This is a genomic window from Bradyrhizobium sp. 6(2017), from assembly GCF_011058295.2.
GTDB classification, from domain to species: domain Bacteria; phylum Pseudomonadota; class Alphaproteobacteria; order Rhizobiales; family Xanthobacteraceae; genus Bradyrhizobium; species Bradyrhizobium septentrionale.
In genome coordinates this window covers 66114-89485 of sequence record NZ_CP049289.2, presented here as the reverse complement: position 1 = coordinate 89485, position 23372 = coordinate 66114, and the positions used below count along the sequence as shown (strand labels likewise).

The 23372-nt window shown below is 65.4% G+C and carries 19 protein-coding genes; 8 read left to right on the top strand and 11 right to left on the bottom strand.

Features of this window, described 5'->3' with window-relative positions; genetic code table 11:
• Positions 1 to 32: 32 nt before the first annotated feature.
• From tsaE to ubiE, 6 genes are all read right to left on the bottom strand, one after another.
• Positions 33 to 1556: a tRNA (adenosine(37)-N6)-threonylcarbamoyltransferase complex ATPase subunit type 1 TsaE gene (tsaE, locus tag G6P99_RS00385; protein ID WP_029082462.1), complete on the bottom strand. Its 1524-nt coding sequence runs from the start codon at positions 1554 to 1556 to the stop codon at positions 33 to 35.
• Positions 1553 to 4063, bottom strand: coding sequence for a sensor histidine kinase (locus G6P99_RS00380; RefSeq protein ID WP_029082461.1), 2511 nt, complete (start codon positions 4061 to 4063; stop codon positions 1553 to 1555). The genes tsaE and G6P99_RS00380 overlap by 4 nt, the downstream gene beginning before the upstream one ends.
• A gap of 329 nt (positions 4064 to 4392) precedes the next feature.
• On the bottom strand, positions 4393 to 4851 hold the full coding sequence (gene dut / locus G6P99_RS00375) for a dUTP diphosphatase (protein WP_029082460.1): 459 nt from the start codon (positions 4849 to 4851) through the stop codon (positions 4393 to 4395).
• A complete protein-coding gene (gene coaBC / locus G6P99_RS00370) occupies positions 4848 to 6272 on the bottom strand; it encodes a bifunctional phosphopantothenoylcysteine decarboxylase/phosphopantothenate--cysteine ligase CoaBC (protein ID WP_029082459.1) in 1425 nt (474 codons plus the stop codon). Before coaBC ends, dut begins: the two co-directional genes overlap by 4 nt.
• Positions 6273 to 6374: 102 nt before the next feature.
• Positions 6375 to 7949: a 2-polyprenylphenol 6-hydroxylase gene (gene ubiB, locus G6P99_RS00365; protein WP_029082458.1), complete on the bottom strand. Its 1575-nt coding sequence runs from the start codon at positions 7947 to 7949 to the stop codon at positions 6375 to 6377.
• Complete coding sequence (ubiE, locus tag G6P99_RS00360; RefSeq protein WP_029082457.1) at positions 7946 to 8707, bottom strand: bifunctional demethylmenaquinone methyltransferase/2-methoxy-6-polyprenyl-1,4-benzoquinol methylase UbiE; 762 nt, start codon at positions 8705 to 8707, stop codon at positions 7946 to 7948. Before ubiE ends, ubiB begins: the two co-directional genes overlap by 4 nt.
• A gap of 163 nt (positions 8708 to 8870) precedes the next feature.
• Between ubiE and mutM the strand changes: the two genes are divergently transcribed.
• Positions 8871 to 9752 carry a bifunctional DNA-formamidopyrimidine glycosylase/DNA-(apurinic or apyrimidinic site) lyase gene (gene mutM, locus G6P99_RS00355; RefSeq protein ID WP_029082456.1) on the top strand — a complete coding sequence of 294 codons (882 nt, stop codon included), beginning with the start codon at positions 8871 to 8873 and terminating at the stop codon, positions 9750 to 9752.
• A 20-nt stretch (positions 9753 to 9772) separates the two neighbouring features.
• On the top strand, positions 9773 to 11452 hold the full coding sequence (gene ggt / locus G6P99_RS00350; protein WP_029082455.1) for a gamma-glutamyltransferase: 1680 nt from the start codon (positions 9773 to 9775) through the stop codon (positions 11450 to 11452).
• A 218-nt stretch (positions 11453 to 11670) separates the two neighbouring features.
• Here the strand turns inward: ggt and G6P99_RS00345 are convergent, their stop codons facing one another.
• Positions 11671 to 13041 (bottom strand): serine protease, encoded by a 1371-nt coding sequence (locus G6P99_RS00345; protein WP_165126984.1) that lies wholly within the window; start codon positions 13039 to 13041, stop codon positions 11671 to 11673.
• Positions 13042 to 13152: 111 nt separating this feature from the next.
• Here G6P99_RS00345 and G6P99_RS00340 point away from each other — a divergent pair, with 111 nt between their 5' ends.
• Positions 13153 to 13953 carry a HesA/MoeB/ThiF family protein gene (locus G6P99_RS00340; protein ID WP_029082453.1) on the top strand — a complete coding sequence of 267 codons (801 nt, stop codon included), beginning with the start codon at positions 13153 to 13155 and terminating at the stop codon, positions 13951 to 13953.
• Positions 13954 to 14194: 241 nt separating this feature from the next.
• Here G6P99_RS00340 and G6P99_RS00335 read toward each other — a convergent pair whose 3' ends face one another.
• On the bottom strand, positions 14195 to 15202 hold the full coding sequence (locus tag G6P99_RS00335; protein ID WP_165126982.1) for an aldo/keto reductase: 1008 nt from the start codon (positions 15200 to 15202) through the stop codon (positions 14195 to 14197).
• Positions 15203 to 15322: 120 nt separating this feature from the next.
• Here G6P99_RS00335 and G6P99_RS00330 point away from each other — a divergent pair, with 120 nt between their 5' ends.
• Positions 15323 to 16234 carry a LysR family transcriptional regulator gene (locus G6P99_RS00330; RefSeq protein ID WP_029082451.1) on the top strand — a complete coding sequence of 304 codons (912 nt, stop codon included), beginning with the start codon at positions 15323 to 15325 and terminating at the stop codon, positions 16232 to 16234.
• A gap of 453 nt (positions 16235 to 16687) precedes the next feature.
• Here G6P99_RS00330 and G6P99_RS00325 read toward each other — a convergent pair whose 3' ends face one another.
• Positions 16688 to 17692 carry a 2-hydroxyacid dehydrogenase gene (locus G6P99_RS00325; RefSeq protein ID WP_029082450.1) on the bottom strand — a complete coding sequence of 335 codons (1005 nt, stop codon included), beginning with the start codon at positions 17690 to 17692 and terminating at the stop codon, positions 16688 to 16690.
• A gap of 337 nt (positions 17693 to 18029) precedes the next feature.
• Between G6P99_RS00325 and G6P99_RS00320 the strand changes: the two genes are divergently transcribed.
• The gene (locus tag G6P99_RS00320) at positions 18030 to 18557 is read left to right on the top strand and encodes an SH3 domain-containing protein (RefSeq protein WP_029082449.1); all 528 of its coding nucleotides are present in this window, start codon (positions 18030 to 18032) and stop codon (positions 18555 to 18557) included.
• Between the two features lie 73 nt (positions 18558 to 18630).
• Here G6P99_RS00320 and irrA read toward each other — a convergent pair whose 3' ends face one another.
• Positions 18631 to 19122, bottom strand: coding sequence for an iron response transcriptional regulator IrrA (gene irrA, locus G6P99_RS00315; protein ID WP_029082448.1), 492 nt, complete (start codon positions 19120 to 19122; stop codon positions 18631 to 18633).
• 331 nt (positions 19123 to 19453) lie between these two features.
• Between irrA and fabA the strand changes: the two genes are divergently transcribed.
• The 3 genes from fabA (at position 19454) to fabV (ending at position 22481) form a co-directional block, all read left to right on the top strand.
• A complete protein-coding gene (gene fabA / locus G6P99_RS00310) occupies positions 19454 to 19975 on the top strand; it encodes a bifunctional 3-hydroxydecanoyl-ACP dehydratase/trans-2-decenoyl-ACP isomerase (RefSeq protein WP_029082447.1) in 522 nt (173 codons plus the stop codon).
• A 43-nt stretch (positions 19976 to 20018) separates the two neighbouring features.
• Complete coding sequence (fabB, locus tag G6P99_RS00305; protein WP_029082446.1) at positions 20019 to 21242, top strand: beta-ketoacyl-ACP synthase I; 1224 nt, start codon at positions 20019 to 20021, stop codon at positions 21240 to 21242.
• Between the two features lie 66 nt (positions 21243 to 21308).
• Positions 21309 to 22481, top strand: coding sequence for an enoyl-ACP reductase FabV (fabV, locus tag G6P99_RS00300; RefSeq protein WP_029082445.1), 1173 nt, complete (start codon positions 21309 to 21311; stop codon positions 22479 to 22481).
• Positions 22482 to 22704: 223 nt separating this feature from the next.
• Here fabV and G6P99_RS00295 read toward each other — a convergent pair whose 3' ends face one another.
• The gene (locus G6P99_RS00295; RefSeq protein WP_029082444.1) at positions 22705 to 23301 is read right to left on the bottom strand and encodes a glutathione S-transferase family protein; all 597 of its coding nucleotides are present in this window, start codon (positions 23299 to 23301) and stop codon (positions 22705 to 22707) included.
• Between the last annotated feature and the right edge of the window lie 71 nt (positions 23302 to 23372).

Sequence of the window (23372 nt, the reverse complement as noted above, 5' to 3'; positions counted from 1 at the left end):
CCTTAGGGGACCTGAGGCTAATAACCCGTAAACTACGGTACTGGGGGAGGGACGTTGGCCGTGTACCAGATGCGGAAGCTGGTCAGCGCAGGGTGGGCCAGCGACCGCTCGAGATAGGTCCAGATCCGCGGCTGGTGCTTGAGATATTGCGGCTTGCCATCGCGGCGGTTGAGCCGCGCGAAGGTGCCGAGCAGGCGGGTGTTGCGCTGCGCCGACATGATCGCATAGAGCTCGGCAAAGGCGGCCGGATCGAAGTTTTCGTCGGTCGCGCGCCGCGCCTTGATGTAGCGGGTCAGCAGCGACAGTTCGAGCTGTTCGGGCACGTCGATCCGCGCATCCTGCAGCAGCGACACCACGTCATAGGACGCCGGGCCGAGCAGCGCGTCTTGGAAGTCGATGATTCCGACCCGCAGGATGCCGGTGCGCTCGGCAAGCCAGATGATATTCGGCGAATGGAAGTCGCGGATCACCCAGGTCTGCGGCGCCGCGGCGGGCTTTTCCAGCAGCCCCCGCCACATCCCGAGAAAATCGGCGCGCAGCTCCTCGCTCGGCTGCACACCGCGGTCGGGCAGGTACCATTCCAGCATCAGCCCGATCTCGATCAGCCAGGCGTCGATATCGAACACGGGAATGTCGTAGCTTTCGTCTGATGTCAGCGGCAGCGTGTCGGGCAGCACCTCGCGGTGCAGCGCCGCCAGCATGTCGACGGCGGCCTCGTAGCGCTCGGTGATCGGCTGTGGCGGGTCGCCCTCGATCACGCCTTCGGCGCCGAGATCCTCGGTGATGAGGAAGCCGGATTCGAGGTCGGTATGCCGGATCGCGGGCGCGGAGAAACCATGCTTGCGCAGGCCGTTTCCGATCGCGACGAACGGCCGGACGTCTTCCGCAAGATGCACCGCCGCGCTATACGGCCTGCCGTTGTAGATCGCCGGGCCGTCAGGGCGGCGCGGCGAGTTCATCAGGATCACAGTGCCGTCATCGGCGCGCAGCCGCGCATAGGAGCGCGTCGAGGCATCGCCCGGCATGCGTTCGCGCCGGGCATTGAGGAAGCCCGCGCGGTCGAGGAACTGGCGCAGCTCGTTGAGCCGCGCGACCTTGGCCGCGCCCGTGCCATGGCCGGTGATCTCGGCCGCGCGTGCCGCCGATCCGAGCGCCGGGCGGTGCGTGAATGCAATGTCGATGCGGTCAGCGGGCATCGCGCCGGGCGCGCGCTCCGGCCACTCGATCAGCGCCACGGTGTCGTCGGGCAGCGGCGCCAGCCCGATCTCCTCGAGCTCGCTCGCGTCGCTAATGCGGTAGAGGTCTGCATGGACCAGCGGGAACGACGGCAGCTCGTAGTTCTGTGCCAGCGTGAAGGTCGGGCTCGGGACTTCCAGCGTGTCGTCGGTGGCGAGGTAGCGGATCAGCGCGCGGGCGGCCGCGGTCTTGCCGGCGCCGAGGTCGCCCGACAGCGTGACGACGTCGCCGGCGCCGATCAGGAGCGCGAGATCGGCCATCAGCTCCGCTGTCGCGGTTTCGTTCGCGAGCGCCACCGAGAATGTCGAGGTCGCCGTCATTCTGCGGCGTTGCGATGGGCGGTCTGGTCGATCGGGAAGTCGCAGGTCACGGTCGTGCCTCGACCGACGGTCGAATCGACCCGCACCCGTCCACCATGCAGTTCAACGAAGGAGCGGACTAGCGACAGGCCGAGCCCGGCGCCGCGATGCCGCGAGCCGTGGGAATGGCTCTCGAACCAGTTGAACACCTTGTCGCGCATCTCGGCAGGAATGCCGGGACCGGCATCGGTCACCGCAAACACCACGCTGTGCTCGGTGCGGTGCGCGGTGATCGCGACGGTGGCGTCATGCGGCGAGAAGCCGACCGCGTTGGCGAGCAGATTGTAGAGCACCTGCACCACGCGCCGCTCGTCGCCGACGAAAGCGCCGATATCGGGCGCGATATCGACCTTTAGCGTGATGCGGTCGGTCGCCAGCCGGTCCTGGATGCCTTCGGCGGCGGCCTCGATCGCCTGGCCGATATTGACCGGACCAAGCTCGAGCTTCATCGCGCCGGCGTCGATGGTCGCGAGATCGAGAATGTTGTTGGTCAGCGCCAGCAGCGCGTTGGTCGATTTGGTGACGTAGTCGAGATATTCGGCCTGTTTCGCCGTCAGCGGCCCGGTCGAGGGATCGCTGAGGAAATGTGCAAAGCCGATGATGGTGGTGAGCGGGGCGCGCAGCTCGTAGGAGACGTGGTGGACGAAATCCACCTTCATCTGGTCGGCGGTTTCCAGCGCCTCGTTGCGCTCGCGCAGCGCGCGCTCGACATTCTCGGTGTCGGTGATGTCCTGGAAGGCGAGCAAGGTCTTGCCGTCGGGCAGCGGGATGGTCATGCAATTCAGCACGCTGCCATCCCTGCGCTCCAGCTTCAGCGCGACCTGGGCGCGGTTCTCGATCGCGGTGATCTGCTCGCGCAGCGTCCGCCAGGTCAGCGCATCGTCGAACAGCGGCCTGCACAGCGCTTCCACCGCCTCGATATGCGGCTCGCCCTGCAGCGCATCGGCCGGCAGCTTCCACATCTTGGCGAAGGGCGGGTTGAACAGCTCGGCGCGGCCGTTGCTGCCGAACACCGCGACCGCTTCGCCGAGATTGTCGAGGGTTTCGCGCTGCACCCGCGTCAAGCGGTCATAGCGGCGCGCGAGGTCGAGGCTCTCGGTGACGTTGTCGAACAGATAGGTGACGCCGCCCTCGAGGTTCGGCGTGGTGACGACGCTGATGGCGCGGCCGTCGGGCAGGAACCAGGTGTAGGTCTCGGATTCGACCGCGCGGTAGGCCTCGTGCAGCTTCGCCTTCCAGGCGCGGAAATCCGGCTGCTCCGGCAGCTTGCGGTTGGCGCGCAGCCGATCGAGCACGCTGGAATCGTCGGGATTGCTGTCGAGGAAAGCCTGGTCGAGGCCCCACAGCCGGCGGTAGGACTCGTTGTAGAAGGTCAGCCGCCGGTCGGAATCGAACACCGCGACGCCCGAGGACAATTGGTCGAGGGTACGCCGGTGTGCTTCGACCATGCGCGCGATCGCCGCGCGCAGCGCCGCGGCCTCGCTGGCGTCGATCGCGATCCCGGCGCTGCCGCCGGAGAGCTTGAGCGCCTGCACGTCGTAGATCCGCCGCTCGCCGCTGACCACGATCGGCAGCCGTGCGGCATAATTGGCGTTGTCGTTCAGCGCGCGGGTCAGTTCGGTGCGCTGGTCGCTTTCGAGCAGCTCGAGATTGCGCTGCAGCGCATCGGACACGCTCTTGCCCTCGGTGGCACGGACGTAGGCTGCGTTGGCGTAGCGCAGATTGCCCTCGAGGCTCTTGGCCCAGATCGGCCACGGCGCGGCGGCGGCGAAATCGCGCAGCAGCTCGGTCTCCTCCTGCAGCGTCTTGTAGCGCAGGTTGGATTCGGCGAGGTCGCGACGCAGGCCGCCGAGCTCGCGGATCCGCACAATGGCCTGGCCGCCGATCGCGCGGCCCATCGCCTCGATGGCGCGGCCGGCTGATGTCGAGAGGTTGAGCAGGAACGCCTCGCCCTTTTCGCGCAGCGCATCGACTGCGTGATCCATCTGCAGCGCCGGCTCGGGCGGCAACCAGGTTCCGAAGGCGAGGACGCGCTGCGGCGAGCCTTCCTGCGACATCACCAGCGAGGTATCGCCCGAGATCTGCGGCCGGTTGTCGCCGGCGGCCCACGAGATCAGGACCTGCGGCTCGACGAAAAGCAGCGCGCGCAGCCGGTCCGACTGCGCTTGCAGGTCCGAAATCTCGGACTGCAACTGCTCCTCGTTCCTCGTCGCGCGCACGCGGGTGCGCATCAAAAGGATCGCGGCGACGGCGGAGAAGCCGACCAGCGCAAACGACGTCGCGAGGACCGCGACCTCCTGATGATTGAAGCCGAAATGATCCGACATCGCCTGGGCCACCAGGCTCTCGGCGGCAAACGACGTGCGGGCCGGCAGCAGTGCGGTGATGGCGAGCCCAAGCATGCCGTCGCGCGCCAGTGAGGTGCATGACAGCAGGGTTCGACGCATTGCCGCGACTACGCCCGACATATGTTGCCCCAGAACGCACAAACCCCAGGCATGATCCGGAAAAGAGGAGACCGGTGTTCCCTCACGGCAAACGCATAACGTTCGTCCGGGGATCATGCCCAAGCAGGACCCAGATAGCCCGACGAAGACCCCCCGTCGTGCTCGAATCAAACCAGAATAGTCCTAACGGGACTCGGCGAGTAAGAGTCCAGACCGTGAACGCAGAATCCGCTGTGAAAAAATGCACGCGGGCGGCGTGGATTTTACGCGAATTGACTCCGTATTCGTGCGGTGGCTCGTGCGAGCAGCGTGATCTTTCGGAGTAGTCCGCACACTTCTCCGATCGTTTTCTAGCGTCCGGTCGAGCCGAAGCCGCCGCTGCCGCGTTCGGTTGACGACAGCACGTCGACCGGAACCAGTTCGGCCCGGGTGACCGGCGCGATCACCAGCTGCGCGATGCGCTCGCCGCGCCGGATCGAAAACGGCTCGTGGCCGTGATTGATCAGGAGCACGTTGATCTCGCCGCGATAGTCGGCGTCGATCGTGCCGGGCGAGTTCAGCACGGTGACGCCGTACTTCGCGGCCAGGCCGGAGCGCGGCCGCACCTGCGCCTCATAGCCCGGCGGCAGCGCGATCGTCAGCCCGGTCGGAACCATCTCGTAGCGTCCCGGCAGCAGAATCAGCGGCGCCGATCGCGGCACCGCGGCCAGCAGGTCGAGCCCGGCGGCCTCGTTGGTCTGATAGATCGGCAGCAGAAGATCTGCGCCGTGCGGCAATTGGTGGACTTCAACCTTGATGGTGGCGCTCACGATGCGGTTCCTACGGCTCTTGCGATGCGCGACACCAGCGCGGTCGCGACTTCCTCCTTGGTCATAACAGGCCAGGAGTCGACGGTGACGTCCTTGCCCTCGCGCGAGAGCAAATGAACGGTGTTGCGGTCGCCGCCCATCACGCCGGTCGCCGGCGAGACGTCATTGGCGACGATCCAGTCGCAGCCCTTGCGCGCGAACTTCGCCTTGGCGTTCTCGATCAGATGTTCGGTCTCGGCGGCAAAGCCGATCACCAGCGGCGGCCGCTTTTCCTTCAGCTTGGAGATTGTCGCGAGGATGTCGGGGTTCTCGACCAGCTGCAGCGGCGGCATCCCGGCCGAGGTCTTTTTCAGTTTCTGGCTGCCTTCGTTGGCGACCCGCCAGTCGGCGACCGCGGCGGCGAAGATCGCGACATCGACCGGCAGCGCGGCCTCGACCCGGTGCAGCATGTCGCGCGCGGACTCCACGCGCATGACCGAGATGCCGGAGGGATCGTCGAGATCGACCGGGCCGGTCACCAGCACGACCTCGGCGCCGGCGGCGCGGGCGGCGGCGGCAATGGCAAAACCCTGCTTGCCGGACGAGCGGTTGGCGATGTAGCGGACCGGATCAATCGCCTCATGGGTCGGGCCGGCCGTGATCAGCACGCGCTTGCCGGCGAGCGGGCGCGGCTGCGGCGGCCGCAGCATGCGGTCGGCAGCGGCGGCGATCTCGGTCGGCTCGGCCATCCGCCCGACGCCGGCCTCGCCGGCCTCCGCCATCTCTCCCGCATTGGGGCCGACGGTGTGGACGCCGTCGCGGCGGAGCTGCAGCACGTTGCGGCGGGTGGCCGGGTTGTTCCACATCAGCGGGTTCATCGCCGGCGCCAGCAGGATCGGCCGGTTGGCCGCGAGAAGCGTGGCGGTGGCGAGATCGTCGGCATGGCCTTGCGCCATCTTGGCCATCAGATCCGCGGTCGCCGGCGCCACCACGATCAGATCGCAGTCCCGCGCCAGACGGATATGGCCGGCGTCGAACTCGCTCTCGGCGTCGAACAGGTCGGTGTAGACGCGCTCATGCGACAGCGCGCTGGCGGCGAGCGACGTGACGAATTGCTGGGCCGCCTTGGTCAGCACGCAGCGGACCTGGATGTGCCGCTCCTTGAGCCGCCGGATCAGATCCAGCGCCTTGTAGGCGGCAATCCCGCCGCCGATGATCAGGGTGACACGGGGCTCGCCGACTGCGCTGGTGGCGCGTGGAATAGGGGCTGTGACTGTCGTGGAACCCGCGCCAGGCGTCTGTACGGGCTCCGTGCCGCCTTCCGCGAGCTCGCGGAGGATGACCCGGATTTCCTCCTCGACCGAGCGGCCGTTTTTGGCGGAGCGCAGCCGCAGATAGGCCTTCAGGGTGTCGTCGAGTTTGCGGATGGTCAGGCTGGCCATGGCATGCCCTCAGGCATGATCCGGAAAAGTGTGAAGCGATTTTCCGAAGAGATCATGCTCAAACAATGATAGCGATGCTATCACACGATGCATGCATTGCAATCAATGCCCGCGGATGGCGAAGAAGATTCCGATCAAGGCGACGGCAATGACCCAAAGGCTGACGGTCTGCAGCCGCGCCTTGCGGGCCTCAGCGCGGGCCATTTCGTCGATGGTATCAGACGAGAGCATGTGGCCCTCCCGCGTCATGGTCTCGAGCTGCTCAAGCACGGTCATGGCGCGGTTGGCGATTGTCGGCAGGTTGGCGACGATGCGGCCGAGCTCGCCCGCGCCCGATATCGCCCCCTGGATCCGTCCGGCCGGGCCGAGATTGTGCGTGATCCATTCGCGCACGACGGGATCGGCGACCTTCCAGATGTCGAGCTTCGGGTCGAAACCACGCGCCACGCCCTCGACCACCACCATGGTCTTCTGCAGCAGGATCAGCTCGGGCCGCGTCTGCATGTCGAACAGGCCGGTGACCTCGAGCAGAAGCGTCAGCAGCTTCGCCATCGAGATTTCCTCGGCGGTGCGATTGTGGATCGGCTCGCCGATGGCGCGGATGGCTTGCGCGAAATTCTCCACCGAATGGTGGCTCGGCACATAGCCGGCCTCGAAATGCACCTCGGCGACGCGGCGATAGTCGCGGGTGATGAAACCGAGCAGGATTTCGGCAAGGAAGCGCCGCTCCTTCAGCCCGAGCCGCCCCATGATGCCGAAATCGACCGCGACCAGCCGGCCGGCCTCGTCGAGGAACAGATTGCCCGGATGCATGTCGGCATGGAAGAAGCCGTCGCGCAGCGCGTGACGCAGAAAGCTCTGGATCACCTTGCGGCCGAGATCCGGCAGATCGACCTCGGCCTGCTTCAGCCGGGCGTGATCGTTCAGCGCGATGCCGTCGATCCACTCCATTGTCAGCACGCTGTGCGCGGTGCGATCCCAATCCACCGAGGGCACGCGGAAATCCGGATCGTCGCGCGTGTTCTCGGCCATCTCGGATAGTGCGGCCGCCTCGAGCCGCAGATCCATCTCCATCGCGACCGAGCGCGACATCGTGTTGATGACCTCGATCAGCCGCAAGCGCCGCGCCTCGGCGGAATGCGCCTCGGCCTTGTGCGCGACAAAGAAGAAGTCGCTGAGGTCGCGGCGGAAGCGCGCGGCGACATTGGGCCGGAGCACCTTGACCGCCACCTGGTGGCGCACGCCATCGCGCTCGACCTCGGCGCGATGCACCTGCGCGATCGAGGCGGCGGCAACCGCCGGACCGAGCTGGACAAAGGCCTGCGACAGCGGCCGTTCCAGCGATTGGGTAAGCACCGCCTCGGCCTCTTCCTGCGCGAAGGGCGGCAGCCGGTCCTGCAGGCTTTCGAGATCGCGCGCCATCGCGACGCCGACCACGTCGGGACGGGTGGCGAGGAATTGCCCGAGCTTGAGATAGGCGGGGCCGAGCCGCGTCAGTGCGCGCGACAGCCGCGGACCGGATTTGGCGCCGGAACGCTCGATCAGCCGCGCCAGCTTCAGCGCGAGCTGCCCGGGCGGCGGCACCAGCGACGGATCGACGACGCCGAACACGCCCTCGCGCGCAAACACGAAACCGGCGCGGGCAAGGCGCGCAATGTGGGTCAGTGCAGAGATCACAAACGCCAGCCCGAATGCAACGCCACGATGCCGCCGGAGAGGCTCTGCCACTTCACGCGGGCAAAGCCGGCGGCGCCGATCATTTCGGCGAACGCGTTCGGCCGCGGGAATTTGCGGATCGACTCGACGAGATATTGATAGGACTCGGCGTCACCGGTGACGGCGCGGCCAAGCGGTGGGATCACCTTGAAGGAGAACAGATCGTAGATCTTGTCGAGGCCGGGCACGTCGACGGTGGAGAATTCCAGGCACAGGAAGCGGCTGCCGGGCTTGAGCACCCGATAGGCCTCGCGCAGCGCGAGGTCGATCTGCGGCACGTTGCGGATGCCGAACGCGATGGTGTAGGCGTCGAACGCGCGGTCGGCGAAGCCCAGCGTCTCGGCATTGCCCTCGACGAACGACACGCGGTCGTCGAGATGCTGCTTGACGGCGCGCTCGCGGCCGACGGCCAGCATGTCGGTATTGATGTCGCAGACCGTGGCATGGAAGCCAGAGCCCGCGGTCTTGGCGGCGCGGAACGCGATGTCGCCGGTGCCGCCGGCGACGTCGAGCAGCGCGAACGGCCGGTCGCCCTTTGGCGGATCGAGCGCCGTGATCATGACGTCCTTCCAGGCCCGGTGCAGGCCCGCCGACATCAGGTCGTTCATCAGGTCGTAGCGCGATGCCACGCTGTGAAACACGTCGTTCACCAGCGTCTGCTTCTCGCCCAGGGGTACATCCCTGAAGCCAAAATGCGTGGTTTGATCCGGCCGATCCATCAACTCATACTCTTACCATTTTGGGTCGCGTTTTCTTCACGCGAACCGATACCCATCCCGCATCAAGTGCGGGACAGGCTTCGCTCGAAAACGCTCCAGCCGGACCATAGCGCGGCGGCCGCAATGGCGCTATCACGTCACTTCCAAAAGGTGAATGCCTGCCATGCCGGAATTACCCGAAGTCGAGACCGTCCGCCGCGGCCTGCAACCGGCCATGGAGGGGTCCCGGATCCTCAAAGCCGAGGCCCGCCGCAAGGATTTGCGGTTTCCGTTTCAAAAAGACTTTATCGCCCGCCTCGAAGGCCAGACCGTCACCGGGCTCGGCCGCCGTGCCAAATATTTGATGGCAGACCTGACGTCAGGCGACGTGCTGCTGATGCATCTGGGCATGTCGGGCTCGTTCCGCGTCTTGAAGGAAGAGGGCACTGCGACGCCGGGGCAATTCCACCATCCGCGCAGCGAGGATCGCGCGCACGATCACGTCGTGTTCCACATGTCGTCGGGCGCAGCCGTCGTCTTCAACGATCCGCGGCGCTTCGGTTACATGAAGATCATCGCCCGCAACGCGATCGAGGATGAACCGCTGCTGAAGGGGCTCGGGCCCGAGCCGCTCGGCAATGAATTCGACGCGGCGATGCTGGCGCGCTCCTGCCACAACAAGAAGACCAGCCTGAAGGCGGCGCTGCTCGATCAGCGCGTGGTGGCGGGACTTGGCAACATCTATGTCTGCGAGGCGCTGTTTCGCTCGCATCTGTCGCCGCGGCGATTGGCCGCGACGCTTGCAACGAAGAAGGCCGAGCCCACCGACCACGCCACGCGGCTGGTCGGCGCGATCCATTCGGTGCTCAACCAGGCGATCAAGGCCGGCGGCTCCTCAATCAGCGACCATCGCTTGACCAACGGCGATCTCGGTTATTTCCAGCATTCCTTCCAGGTCTACGACCGCGAAGGCGAGACATGCCGCACCTCGGGCTGCGAGGGCATCGTCAAGCGTTTCACCCAGAACGGCCGTTCGACGTTCTGGTGCCCGAAGTGTCAAAAATAACAACAATGGGAGTGCGGATCATGGGCAGCAACTGGCGCGATCGCGCCGCGACGAGTTTTCAATGTCAGAAGCAGCCGGCCACCGGCAGCCGCGGCATGGTGGTGAGCAACCATCCGCTGGCATCGAGCGCGGGGGCCGAGATGCTCGCGGCCGGCGGCAATGCGATCGATGCGGCGATTGCCACACTGTTCACGCTGACCGTGGTCGAGCCGATGATGGTCGGCATCATCGGCGGCGGCATGGCGCATATTCGTCTCGCCGACGGCAGCCATCGCTTCATCGACGGCCAGAGCACGGTGCCGCAGGCGGTGCAGCCGGACACCTACACCTCGAAGCCCGGTTCGGCGCATGACGTGTTCGACACCGTCGGCAACGAGAATTTGAACGGGCCGAAGGCGGTGGCGGTGCCGGGCTCGCTGAAGGCGTGGTGCGAAACGCTGCGCCGCTTCGGCACCATGAGCCTGGCCGACGTGATGCAGCCCGCGATCAAGCATGCCGAACGCGGCTATGAGGCGACGCCTTATTTGCACGAATGCATCACCGATGGCGCCGCGGAGATGCTGAAGGACAAGCCGATAGCGGCGATCTATCTGCCGGGCGGCACGCCGTTGAAGCCGGGCGAGCGCGTGGTGCAGGCGGAGTATGCCGAGACGCTGAAATACATCGCTGTTCATGGCGACAACGCGCTCTACCAGGGACCACTCGGCGACATCCTGGTCGACTACATGAAGAAGCACGGCGGCTTCGTCGCGCAGGAGGATCTCGCGGCGTATAAAACCGTCGAGCGGCAGCCGATCCGCTGCGATTACCGCGGCTGGGAAATCCTCGGTCCGCCGCCGCCCGCGGCGTCCGGCGTGCACATCACGCAGATGCTCAATATCCTTGAAGGCTACGACATCGCAGGCCTTGGTTTCGGCACGACCGAGACCATCCACTATCTCGCCGAGGTGCTGAAGATCGCCTTTGCCGATCGCGCGGCCGCCAGCGGCGATCCCGCCTATATCAACGTCCCGGTGGAGCGGCTGACCTCGAAGGCCTATGCCGGGGAGCGCCGCCGCGCGATCGATCCCGACTGCGCGCAGGCATGGAGCGCCGGCGTCACGCAGCTCGAAAGCGCACACACCACGCACATGACCGCGGCCGATGCGATGGGCAATGTGGTCGCGACCACCCAGACCATCAACAATCTGTTCGGCGCCAAGATCCTGATCCCGGGTCTCGGCACCGTGCCGAACAACTATATGAACCTGTTCGATCCGCGGCCGGGGCACGCGCTGTCGCTCGCCGCAGGCAAGCGCGTCACCACCTCGATGTCGCCGATGATGGTGCTACGCGACCGCAAGCTCGCTTACGCACTCGGCCTGCCCGGCGGCAAGCGCATCTTCCCGAGCGCGATGCAGGCGCTGATCAACCTGATCGACCACGGCATGAGCCTGCAGGAAGCGGTCGAGGCGCCGCGGGTCTGGACCGAAGGCAATACGCTGGAGGTCGAGCGAGCGGTGCCGGAGACCGTCCGCGCCGCGCTGTCAGCGAAAGGCCACAGGGTGCAGGTGGTGCCGACGGTGGCCGGCGGCATGAACGCGATCCAGTTCCACGCTGATGGCACGATGTCGGGTGCGGCCTGCTGGCGCGCCGATGGCACCCCGGTCGGCATTGCCGGCGGCCTCGCCCGCCCAGGGGTGCGGTTTGCGTTGGAGTAAGAGCGACTACGCTGTTTGACAGGTTGAACCGAGAACCATCCTTATCGTCGTCCTGGCGAAAGCCAGGACCCATTACCCCAAATCTCATTGTTGTGCGCCGGGGCCGCGATCCAATTTCATCGCCGAATGCGGTGGTTATGGGTCCTGGCTTTCGCCAGGACGACATGTGGGAAGAGCCGTGGATGTCATGCTCCGTGCATGCGGGCGATGACAGCCCACTATTTCCTGACGCAGATCACGCGGACGACGGCGGCCTTGGCGTCCGCCGATTCGCCCGACGCGTTGACGCCGTGCGACTTCAGGAAACTACGCACCGTGTCGGCCGGCACCAGTGCTGCCTGCGCCGGCGCCGCGTTTGCGGGGCCCGCGACGATGACGGGCTTCAGCACCGCGATGCCGGCAAACTTGCCGCCGCTGTCGAGCGCTGCCGCGCCGGAGAACCCGAGCGCGGGCGGCGGTGACAGCGCGGCATCGCCGCCGCCGAGTTGCGCGACGGAGGCCTTCACGCTGCTCGCGGCCGCGCCGCCGCCCTGGCTCTGCGGATCGGCGATGCCGGTGATGTCGAGCGCGGTCTGCGTCGCCGGGCCTGCGATGTTGAGCGGCTTCAGCCCGCGCGCGCCATAGAGGCGCAGCAATGCGAGATCATGATCCTTGTCCTCGGCGACCCGATCGGCATTGCCGAAACCCGTGATCGTCAGCGCGATGCAGTCGTCGGTCGCCACGCGGTCGGTGACAACAGCGCCGTCGTCGCTGACCACGACGCCGGTGCCATACTCCACGGTCTTGCGCGGCGGCGGGCCGGCCTGCACGCCCGACGGAAATGCGTTGAAGGCGCTCGACATTGCGATCACCACCGGCTCGACGGTGGCTTGCGTCGCCTGGTCATAGAGAATGGTGAGGATGCGGACCTCGTCGCCCTTGAAGGTGCCGCGCAGATAGAACTTCTTCAGCCCCTGCATGCCCGACAGCACGAAGAAATCCGGCTTCACCACGGTGTAGTCGATGGTACGGCCGGCCGGCTCCTTCTTTTCCAGTTCGGCAAGCTTGGCGGTGGCCGGGCTTGCTTCCTTGCGCCGCGTCAGCAGCACCTGGACGGTGCCGGTCGGCGAGGTCCATTTGGCGCCGGAGGCGTCGCTGGTGAGCTGCGGCACCAGCTTGGTCGGAATGCCGAGCCGGGCGCCGGTGGCAGGCTCGGTGACGATCTTCCAGCCGACGCCCTCCTGCTTCCGCCGCGCGGTGTTGGCGAGCGCGCCGCGCTCCTGCGGGTTCAGCACGCCGGTCGGCTTGCCGCCGCTTTTCTTCTGGAATTCCTTGATCGCATTGACCATGCGCTCGCTGACGTCGCCTGATATCGCGCCGTTATATTCGCCGACCCAGGCGAGGTCCGATTGCAGCGCCAGCCGCTCCGCCTGCGCCATCGCGTTGGCGGTATCCTCCGGCTTCTGCAACGCAGGGCGTATCGGCACGGTTGTCACGGTCTTCGGCTTGGCGCCTGCGGTTGACGGCGGTGTCAACTGGGCCTGCGCGGCACCCACGCCTGCGAGCATCACGCCTGCGACCATCAATGTTGCCGAAAGCACCGATCTCATGACAAATCCGCCGGGAATGACCGAAACCATTGACGTCCACGCAATTAAGCACATCTGCTTGGTCGGCAACAACCGCGCTCCGGTTCAGGGTGCAGCGCGCAGGAAGTCATCATGCTGAGTGCCGACGAACTCGAACGCTATGCCCGCCACATCGTGCTCCGCGAGGTGGGCGGCCCCGGCCAGAATGCGCTAAAGCAGGCGTCCGTGCTGGTGATCGGCGCCGGCGGTCTCGGCGCGCCGGTGCTGATGTATCTGGCGGCTGCCGGCATCGGCCGGCTCGGCGTGATCGACGACGATATTGTCTCGCTCTCCAATTTGCAGCGCCAGATCATCCATGCGACGCCTGACATCGGCAAGCGCAAGGTCGACAGCGCGGCGGCGCAGATCCACGCGCTCAATCCGCATGTGACGTTCGAGGCCCATCCGGTGCGGCTTACCGCCGACAATGCGATGGCGCTGATCGGAAATTACGATCTCGTGCTCGACGGCTCCGACAATTTCGAGACCCGTTATCTCGTCGCCGACGCCTGCTTCCTCGCGAAGCGGCCGCTGATCACGGCGGCGCTCGGGCAGTTCGACGGTTCGCTGACCACGATCCGCGCGCACGAGAAGAATGCGCAAGGCGTGTTCAACCCGACCTATCGCTGCCTGTTTCCGGAGCCGCCGCCGCCGGGCACGGTGCCGGCCTGCGCCGAGGCCGGCGTGATGGGCGCGCTCGCCGGCGTGATGGGATCGATGATGGCGCTGGAGGCGATCCGCGAGATCGTCGGCTTCGGCGAGGGCCTGGTCGGCCGCCTCCTGATGGTGGATGCGCGTGCGATGCGGTTCGAAACCTTGCGCTATGTGCGCGATCCGCAGAACCCGCTCAACGGTGATGCGCCTGGCATCACCGATCTGAGCGGGCATCGCTGATCTAGAGCGTGATGCGATTGGGTTGAATCGGCTTACCGCGATTTCGGTCCACCTCTCCCCCTTCGGGGAGAGGTCGGATTGCGCTCGGCGATGCGAAGCATCGTCCGGTACAATCCGGGTGAGGGCACTTGCTCTCTCGATAGACCGCAACCCCTCACCCGATTTGCTGCGCAAATCGACCTCTCCCAAGGGAGAGGTGAACCTTCGATGCCGCCCCAGCTCAACCTAATCTCATCATGCTTCAGGACGCTGCTGCGGGCTTCTCGCTGTCCATGTGCCGGAGGTGCTCCTCCGGATAGCGTCCGCCGGCGGCAGCGCCGGGCGGAAATGCGTCGGCCAATGCGGCAAGATGCGCCGCGGTCAGCGTCACATCGAGCGCGCCGAGCGCTTCGCTCAACCGTTCGCGCCGCCGTGCGCCGACCAGCGGCACGATGTCGTTACCCTGCGCCGCGACCCAGGCAATCGCGACCTGCGCCGGAGAAGCGCCGATCTCGGCCGCAATGACACGTAGCCGGTCCGCGAGCGCGAGGTTGGCGTCGATGTTGCCGGCCTGGAAGCGCGGGCTCAGCAAACGGAAATCCTTCGCGTCCGTACGCTCCTTCGACCAGTGCCCGCTGATCAGCCCGCGCGCCAGCACGCCGTAGGCTGATATGCCGATGCCGAGCTCGCGGCAGGTGTTCAGGATGTCGCTCTCGATGCCGCGCGACACCAGCGAGTATTCGATCTGCAGATCGGCGACCGGATGCACCTTGTGGGCGCGGCGGATGGTGTCGGAGCCAACCTCTGATAGCCCGATATGTTTGATCCAGCCGGCCTTGATCATGTCGGCCATCGCGCCGATCGTGTCCTCGATCGGCACGTTGGGATCGAGCCGCGCCGGACGGTAGATGTCGATATGATCGATGCCGAGCCGCTGCAGCGAATAGGCGGCGAAATTCTTCACCGCGGCGGGACGGCTGTCATAGCCGAGAAAGCCGTAGTTGCGATCGCGCAGCGCGCCGAACTTGACGCTGATCTGCAGATTGTCACGGCTGCCGCTCTTCAGGGCCTCGCCAATCAGCATCTCGTTATGGCCCATGCCGTAGAAGTCGCCGGTGTCGAGCAGCGTGATGCCGGCTTCGAGCGCGGCATGGATGGTCGCGATGCTCTCGCTGCGATCGGTGGGGCCGTAGAAGTCGGACATGCCCATGCAGCCGAGGCCGATCGGCGAGACGGCGGGGCCGGTAGAACCGAGTTTGCGTGTGTCCATGGTGGAACTCCCTAGACAGCGCGGCGGGTGATCCGCCGCCAATACCGCGGCTGATATGGGCCGGCTCGAGTCCGCCGATAAGCTGGACAATCCCGAATGGCTTGTTCACTATATCGAACAATGCAGGATTTCGACCTCCGCGACCTCGACGCCTTCGTGGCGGTGGCGCGCACGCGCAATTTCCGGCGCGCCGCGCTGGAGCAGCGCGTCTCGGTTTCCAGCATCAGCCAGCGCCTGCGCGACATGGAGGAGCGGCTCGGCGTCCGCCTGATGAACCGCACCACGCGGAGCGTCTCGCTGACCGAGGCCGGCGAGTTGCTGCTTGCCCGTGTCGCGCCGGCGATCGCCGATGTCGGCGACGCCATCACAGAGGTGCGCGGCCTGCGCGCCGAGCCGTCGGGGCGGCTCCGCATCAACGCGCCGCCGCCCGCGGTCGATCTGGTGCTGGCGCCGATGATTGCGCCGTTCCTCGCCAAACATCCGCAAATCGATCTCGATATCGTCGCCGAGAGTGCGTTCGTCGACATCGTCGCGCAGGGCTTCGATGCCGGCGTGCGCTATGGCGAGCATCTGGCGCAGGACATGGTGGCGGTCCCGCTCGGTGCGCAACAGCGCTACGCGGTCGTGGCCTCCAGCGACTATGTCGCGAAACATGGCCGGCCGACGCATCCGAAAGATCTGCTGAAGCACGCCTGCATCCGCACCCGCTTCGGCAGCGGCGCGATCTTTGACTGGGAGTTCGAGAAGAACGGCCGGGTGGTGAAGGTCTCGCCGCCGGCCAGGCTGATCGCGACCTATCTCGGCCTCGCGCTGCGCGCAGTCCATGACGGCGCCGGTTACTGGGCGACGTTCGAGGGTTATGTCCACTACGGCGTCAAATCAGGCGCGCTGGTCAGCGTGCTCGACGACTGGTGTCCGCCATTTGACGGACCGTTCCTCTACTATCCCAGCCGGCGCCAGCCGCCGCCCGCGCTCGCCGCGTTCGTGTCGTTCGTCGCCGACTGGCGCAAGCAGGCGCGGCGGAAGAAATAGGACGGGCCGTCACCACATCGTCGTCCCGGCCTAGTGCGCAATTGCGCACGGGAGCCGGGACCCATACTCCGCAGCGGAAGTTGGGAGCGGGACTCGTCGTTCCAGCACTGTGAAACAATGACTATCGGTGGTTATGGGTCCCGGCCTGCGCCGGGACGACAGCGAGCGTTGGTTTCAAGTTGCCTGGTCGAGCGCTGGCTGCACCGGCTACTTTGCATGGGGTTGTTTTCGATATTTTGGCAGCTCGCGCCTCATCCGGGCTACGGATTCTCTCTTCTCCTTCCCCCTGAAAGGGGGAAGGTCGGGATCCGGGTCCGGCCACAGGCGACGCTGCAAGTGGAGGGGGCAGATCCCCACCCGCTTTGCCCTGACGAGCAAAGCGACCTCCCCTTTTCAAGGGGAGGTTGGAGCTGCGTGGCTTGGATGGAGCGCGGCGTAGTCCCGGCTACGAAATCACAGCATGCTCGGCAGCACGCGATCCGGCGGCTTGTGGGCGTCGAGGAAGGTTCGGATGTTGATGATCACCTTCTCGCCCATCTCGACGCGCCCTTCGATCGTGGCCGAGCCCATGTGCGGCAGCAGCGTCACCTTGCCGGCCCTGGCAAGCCGCACCAGCTTCGGGTTCACCGCGGGCTCGTGCTCATAGACGTCGAGGCCCGCGCCGCCGACATCGCCGGCTTCGATCAGCTTGATCAGCGTGTCCTCGTCGATCACCTCGCCGCGCGCGGTGTTGACGATGTAGGCCTCTTTCCGGATCAGCTTGAGCCGCCGCGCCGAGAGCAGATGGAAGGTGGCCGGCGTGTGCGGGCAGTTCACCGAGATGATGTCCATCCGGGCCAGCATCTGGTCGAGGCTTTCCCAATAGGTTGCCCCGAGCTCTTCGGCGATCATAGGCGCCACCGGGCGGCGGTTGTGATAGTGGATCTGCAGGCCGAAGGCCCGGGCACGGCGCGCCACCGCCTGGCCGATGCGGCCCATGCCGATGATGCCGAGCCTCTTGCCCCCGATGCGGTGGCCGAGCATCCAGGTCGGCGACCAGCCCGCCCAATGCTGCTTGCCTTCGGTCAGGATCGAGGCGCCCTCGATCAGGCGCCGCGGCACCGCAAGGATCAGCGCCATGGTCATGTCGGCGGTGTCCTCGGTCAGCACCTTCGGGGTGTTGGTCACCGTGATACCGCGCGCATGCGCCGCCGTGACGTCGATATTGTCGACGCCGTTGCCGAAATTGGCGATCAGCTTCAGCTTGCAGTCAGGCTGATTGATCACGTCCTCGCGGATCATGTCGGTCACGGTCGGCACCAGCACGTCGGCGGTCCTTGCCGCCTCGGCGATCTGTTCCGGCGCCATCGGCGTGTCGTCGAGATTCAATCTGGCGTCGAACAGCTCGCGCATCCGGGTCTCGATCGAGTCCGGCAGCTTGCGGGTGACGACGACGAGAGGCTTTTTCTTCACCGACATGTCCTGCTTTCATGAGGCGCACGGCTTGCCAAAAAACAAACCGTTGAGGCCTCATTAACCCGGTTGTTCGACACTGCTGATAGCCGCGCTGTCCCGGCGTTTCCTTCGCGTTTCCTAGGGTTCCCCGATACTTGCCCCGGCTTTCGTCAGGGGAAATTCGGGTGTTCTGGCTCTTAAGGCCTTCCGTTCTCTCTAGCAGAAGGCCGGGCCAAGACAAGAACCCCTCGGACGTGGGGTGCGGGAGCGAACGGCGCAGGGGGCCCGAGTTTTTGGGCGTTTGTATCGGTTGCAACTCGCCGAATGCGGGTTGGGCATCTCGGCAGGAGACGAGTTGATGGTGGCGTTCTGGCGTTTCGGTTCGTTGGTGGCGCTGGTCGGCAGCATGCTGAGTGCGTCGGTCATGCCCGGACATTCCGCCAAGGATACCAACCCGACCACCAGCGGATTGCCGATCCCGCGCTATGTCAGCCTGAAATCCGATCATGTGAACGTCAGGGCCGGCCCGACCAAGGACAATGACGTCGCCTGGGTCTACACGAGGTCGGGACTGCCGGTCGAAATCACCGCCGAGTTCGAGAACTGGCGCCGGGTCCGCGATTCCGAGGGTGCCGAGGGCTGGGTCTATCATTCCCTGCTGTCCGGCCGCCGCACCGCCGTCGTCACGATGAAGAACAAGGACGACTTGGCCTCGCTGTACGACCGTCCCGACGCCACCACTGCGATCGCGGCCCGCCTGCAGGCCGGCGTGGTCGCGCAGGTCAAGAAATGCGCCAACAACTGGTGCCGGGTCACCGGCAACGGGTTCGACGGCTGGATCGAGCAACAGCGCCTCTGGGGCGTCTATGCCGACGAGAAGGTGGACTGACCTTCCCCATCCCCAAATGACAATGGCCGGGACGAGCCCGGCCATCACAACTCAAATCCGTCGGTAGGACGCCTCAGCGCTTCTTGCGCAGGCGCACAACCATATCGACGCGGGAAATCTCGAAGCCTTCCGGTACGTCCGGCATCTTCGTGAGCATCAGATTCGGGTCGGGAATGTCGACCAGCTCGTGGTTATGCTCGAGATAGAAGTGGTGGTGCGTCGACACGTTGGTGTCGAAATAGGTCTTGGTGCCGTCGACGCTGACCTGGCGCAGCAGGCCGGCATCGGTGAGCTGGTTGAGCGTGTTGTAGACGGTCGCCAGCGACACCGGAACCTTGGCCAGCGTGGCTTCCTCGTACAGCATTTCAGCGGTCAGGTGGCGGGCACCCTTGCCGAACAGCAGCCAGCCCAGCGCCATACGCTGGCGCGTCGGCCGGAGACCGGCAGACTGCAACATCTCGTTGACGTCATGCCACGGGCAGCCGGTCAGGGCAGGGTGGTGCCCAGTGCCCCGCGCAGCCGGGTGTACGGCGTCATCGTTCACAGCCGGTACTTCTTCGTTCATATCCACTCTATGCACCCAACTCAGGCAATATTCCTCATAAATATAAAAAGGATGCCTATCAGATGCAAGTTTTTCGCAACTAGAACGAATCCAAGCTGCGGTAGAAACCGAAGGAGAAGCGGTAATTTATCATAGGAATGCCGCTTTGCCGCCCAGTTAGCCCTATGTTAGAGAGCGCGCGGACCACATATGCGCTTTCGGCAGAGATAACAGGCCGGAAGCGTGCCCAGGTAGCGCCAAGATACGGGACAGGATATTTCCGGTTCCCGTGGGTAGATTTAAGGTCCGACCAGGCAAAAGCGCTTCATCGGGACATGAGAGGTGGAAGAGGATGCTGGATCGGCGCGGCGGTTACGAATACGAGGATTTGCTCGCTTGCGGGCGGGGTGAGCTTTTCGGTCCCGGCAACGCCCAGTTGCCGCTGCCGCCGATGCTGATGTTCGATCGCATCAGCGATATCTCGCAAACCGGCGGCGAGTACGGCAAGGGGCTGGTGCGCGCCGAGCTCGACGTGAAGCCGGATCTCTGGTTCTTCGGCTGCCATTTCAAGAACGATCCCGTGATGCCGGGCTGCCTCGGCCTCGATGCCATGTGGCAAATGGTCGGCTTTTACCTCGGCTGGATCGGTGGCGAAGGTCGTGGCCGCGCGCTCGGCCTCGGCGAGCTGAAGTTCTCCGGACAGGTGCTGCCGCAAGCGCGCAAGGTTGTGTACAACATCGACATCAAGCGCGTGATGCGGTCAAAGCTCGTGCTTGGAATTGCCGACGGGTGGCTTTCCATGGACGACGAGATTATCTATCGCGCCAAGGACTTGAAGGTCGGGTTGTTCAAGCAGGGCACGGCGCCGTCTTGAGCAGGATCATCATGCGGCAACATAAAGGCAGGGCGAGGCGAACATGAGGCGGGTTGTCATCACGGGGATGGGGATTGTCTCATCCATCGGTAACAACACCCAGGAAGTGCTTGCGAGCCTCTACGAGGCAAAGTCGGGCATTTCGCGAGCGGAGAAGGCCGCAGAGCTCGGCTTCCGTTCGCAGGTGCACGGTGCGCCGACACTTAATCCCGCAGAGGTGATCGATCGCCGCGCAATGCGGTTCCTTGCCGAAGGTGCGGCCTGGAATCACGTCGCGATGGAACAGGCGATCCGCGACGCCGGCCTCGAGGAGAACGAAGTCTCCAACATCCGCACCGGCATCATCATGGGATCCGGTGGGCCGTCGACGCGCACGCTGGTGGAAGCCGCCGATATCGCGCGCGCCAAGGGCCCGAAGCGCGTCGGTCCGTTTGCGGTGCCGAAGGGCATGTCCTCGACCGCGTCGGCGACGCTCGCGACCTGGTTCAAGATCAAGGGCGTGAACTACTCGATCTCCTCGGCCTGCGCGACGTCGAACCATTGCATCGGCAACGCCTATGAGACGATCCAGATCGGCAAGCAGGACATCATCTTCGCCGGCGGCTGCGAGGAACTCGACTGGACGCTGTCGGTGCTGTTCGACGCCATGGGCGCGATGTCCTCGAAATACAACGACACGCCGGCCACCGCGTCGCGTCCCTACGACATCAGCCGCGACGGTTTCGTGATCGCTGGCGGCGCCGGCGTCGTGGTGCTGGAAGAGCTCGAGCACGCCAAGGCGCGCGGCGCGCGCATCTATGGTGAGGTCGTCGGCTACGGCGCGACCTCGGATGGTTACGACATGGTCGCGCCGTCGGGCGAGGGCGCCGAGCGCTGCATGCGCATGGCGATGTCGACGGTGGACACGCCGGTCGATTACATCAATCCGCACGCCACCTCGACGCCGGCCGGCGATCCGCCGGAGATCGAGGCGATCCGCAAGGTGTTCGGCAGCGGCGACAAGTGCCCGCCGATCTCGGCGACCAAGGCGCTGACCGGGCATTCGCTCGGAGCTACCGGCGTGCAGGAAGCGATCTACTCGCTGCTGATGCTGAACAACGGCTTCATCTGCGAAAGCGCGCACATCACCGAGCTCGATCCGGTGTTCGCCGACATGCCGATCGTGCGCAAGCGCATCGACAACGCCAAGCTCACGACCGTGCTGTCGAATTCGTTCGGCTTCGGCGGCACCAACGCCACGCTGGTGTTCAGGCGGCTTGATGCGTGATTTCGCCTCCCCTTGCTTGCTGAGGGAGCGAATGGGGACATTGCAACGATCCGGAATGGGGTGGGAATGATTATCGAACCGCGCGTGCGAGGCTTCATCTGCACGACGGCACATCCCGTCGGCTGCGCCACCAATGTTCGCGAGCAGATCGCCTATGTTCTCCGTCAGGGCCCGGTCGCGGACTGCCCCAAGCGCGTCGCCGTGCTCGGCTGTTCGACCGGCTACGGTCTCGCGAGCCGCATCGTCGCGACCTTCGCTGGCGGCGCCGACACCATCGGCGTGTCGCTGGAGCGCGAGCCTTCGGAAAAGAGAACCGCCAGCGCCGGCTGGTACAACAACCGCGCCTTCGAGATCGAGGCCGAGAAGATCGGACGGTCTCCGCTCACGCTGGAGGGCGATGCCTTCTCCGACGAGCTGAAGCAGAACTTCATCGAGCGTGTGCGCGAAAAATTCGGCCAGCTCGACCTGCTAGTCTACAGCATGGCGGCTCCCGCCAGGACCGATCCCGACACCGGCAAGACCTATCGCTCGGTCATCAAGCCGCTCGGCGCCCCCGTCGAGATTAAGACGCTCGACACCGAGACCGGCGAGGTCTTCCAGGCCACCCTCGAGCCGGCGACCGAGGATCAAACCGCGGCCACGGTCGCGGTGATGGGCGGCGACGACTGGAAGCGCTGGATCGACCAGCTCGCGGATGCCGGCGTGCTGGCGCCGGGCTTCCGGACGCTCAACTACACCTATATCGGCAGCGAACTGACCTGGCCGATCTACTGGAACGGCACGCTCGGCCGCGCCAAGGTCGACCTCGACCGCAAGGCGGAAGCAATCCGGGGCCGGCTCGGTCCGGACGCGGCCCGCGTCGTCGCGCTGAAGGCTGTCGTCACCCAGGCGAGCTCGGCCATTCCGGTGGTGCCGCTCTATGGCACGGTGCTGTTCAAGGTCATGAAGCAGCTCGGGCTCCATGAGGGCTGCATCGAGCAGATCGACCGGCTGTTCCGCACCCGCCTAGGCAAGGGCGTGGAGCTTGATAACGAGCAGCGCATCAGGGTCGACGACTGGGAGCTTTCGCCCGAGGTGCAGACCGAGGTGTCGCGGTGCTGGCCGCTGCTCACCACCGAGACGCTCGGCGAATTGGCCGATCTCGGAGAATACAAGAGCCAGTTCCTCCGCCTGTTCGGCTTCGGCATCGACGGCGTCGACTACACGCAGGACGTCGATCCCCGCGTCGTGCCAGCGTAGGCCCGTTTGGGAGTCCACTGCTTCATTCGGCTATTCTCCTTCCCCCTGAAAGGGGGAAGGTTGGGATGGGGGCCAGCCGCAGGCGAGGCTGTCAGCGGAGAGAGCAGATCCCCACCCGCTTTGCTCTGGCGAGCAAAGCGACCTCCCCTTTTCAAGGGGAGGTTGGAGCAGCCCAACTCGAACATTCGATGATCTCGTTCATCCGGGCTATGCGACGACGTCTTCACCCCGCCGCGATCTTCTCCGCGCGCTGGAACGCCGGCCGCGCCACGCAGCGCTCGATGTAGGCCTCGAAGGACGGCCGCGGCGGCACCATCTTGAACACGCGAACTGCAAAATTCAGGCCCGCGCCGATCGCGATGTCGGCGGCCGAGAACTGATCGCCAAGGATCCACGGTCCCTTCTGCAATTCGGCATCGAGCACGTCGAACACCTGGGGTGCGCTGCCCCAGGATGCGGTGCTGGTCGGCACCTCGAGCTTGGTGAAGAGCTGGATCAGCGCCGGCTCGATGCAGCTCGGCGAGAAGAACAGCCACTGCAGATAGCGTGCGCGCTTCGGATCCGTCACGGCCGGCGCGAGCTTTGTCTCCGGATAGCGGTCGGCGATATAGGCGCAGATCGCCGCCGCCTCGGCGAGTTGCGCGTCGCCGTCGGTCAGCGCCGGCACCTTGCCCATCGGGTTGATCTTGAGGAAGTCCGGCGACTTCTGCGCGCCCGTGCTGATATCGGTCAGCACCCGTTCGTAAGCGAGGCCGGATTCCTCCAGCAGCCAGATGGCGGAGAATGAGCGCGAGCGCGGCGACCAGTACAGCTTGATCATGGTGCGAACCCTTTCTTCGGCGTGGACGAGCAGTGCCTGTTCATCGCGCGCCTCGCGCAAATTGGCAACGC

Excerpts from the sequence above, each read along its gene's own strand:
- tsaE (WP_029082462.1), bottom strand. The coding sequence starts at position 1,556 with ATGACGGCGACCTCGACATTCTCGGTGGCGCTCGCGAACGAAACCGCG.
- G6P99_RS00380 (WP_029082461.1), bottom strand. The coding sequence starts at position 4,063 with ATGTCGGGCGTAGTCGCGGCAATGCGTCGAACCCTGCTGTCATGCACC.
- coaBC (WP_029082459.1), bottom strand. The coding sequence starts at position 6,272 with ATGGCCAGCCTGACCATCCGCAAACTCGACGACACCCTGAAGGCCTAT.
- ubiE (WP_029082457.1), bottom strand. The coding sequence starts at position 8,707 with ATGGATCGGCCGGATCAAACCACGCATTTTGGCTTCAGGGATGTACCC.
- mutM (WP_029082456.1), top strand. The coding sequence starts at position 8,871 with ATGCCGGAATTACCCGAAGTCGAGACCGTCCGCCGCGGCCTGCAACCG.
- ggt (WP_029082455.1), top strand. The coding sequence starts at position 9,773 with ATGGGCAGCAACTGGCGCGATCGCGCCGCGACGAGTTTTCAATGTCAG.
- G6P99_RS00345 (WP_165126984.1), bottom strand. The coding sequence starts at position 13,041 with ATGAGATCGGTGCTTTCGGCAACATTGATGGTCGCAGGCGTGATGCTC.
- G6P99_RS00340 (WP_029082453.1), top strand. The coding sequence starts at position 13,153 with ATGCTGAGTGCCGACGAACTCGAACGCTATGCCCGCCACATCGTGCTC.
- G6P99_RS00335 (WP_165126982.1), bottom strand. The coding sequence starts at position 15,202 with ATGGACACACGCAAACTCGGTTCTACCGGCCCCGCCGTCTCGCCGATC.
- G6P99_RS00330 (WP_029082451.1), top strand. The coding sequence starts at position 15,323 with ATGCAGGATTTCGACCTCCGCGACCTCGACGCCTTCGTGGCGGTGGCG.
- G6P99_RS00325 (WP_029082450.1), bottom strand. The coding sequence starts at position 17,692 with ATGTCGGTGAAGAAAAAGCCTCTCGTCGTCGTCACCCGCAAGCTGCCG.
- irrA (WP_029082448.1), bottom strand. The coding sequence starts at position 19,122 with ATGAACGAAGAAGTACCGGCTGTGAACGATGACGCCGTACACCCGGCT.
- fabA (WP_029082447.1), top strand. The coding sequence starts at position 19,454 with ATGCTGGATCGGCGCGGCGGTTACGAATACGAGGATTTGCTCGCTTGC.
- fabB (WP_029082446.1), top strand. The coding sequence starts at position 20,019 with ATGAGGCGGGTTGTCATCACGGGGATGGGGATTGTCTCATCCATCGGT.
- fabV (WP_029082445.1), top strand. The coding sequence starts at position 21,309 with ATGATTATCGAACCGCGCGTGCGAGGCTTCATCTGCACGACGGCACAT.
- G6P99_RS00295 (WP_029082444.1), bottom strand. The coding sequence starts at position 23,301 with ATGATCAAGCTGTACTGGTCGCCGCGCTCGCGCTCATTCTCCGCCATC.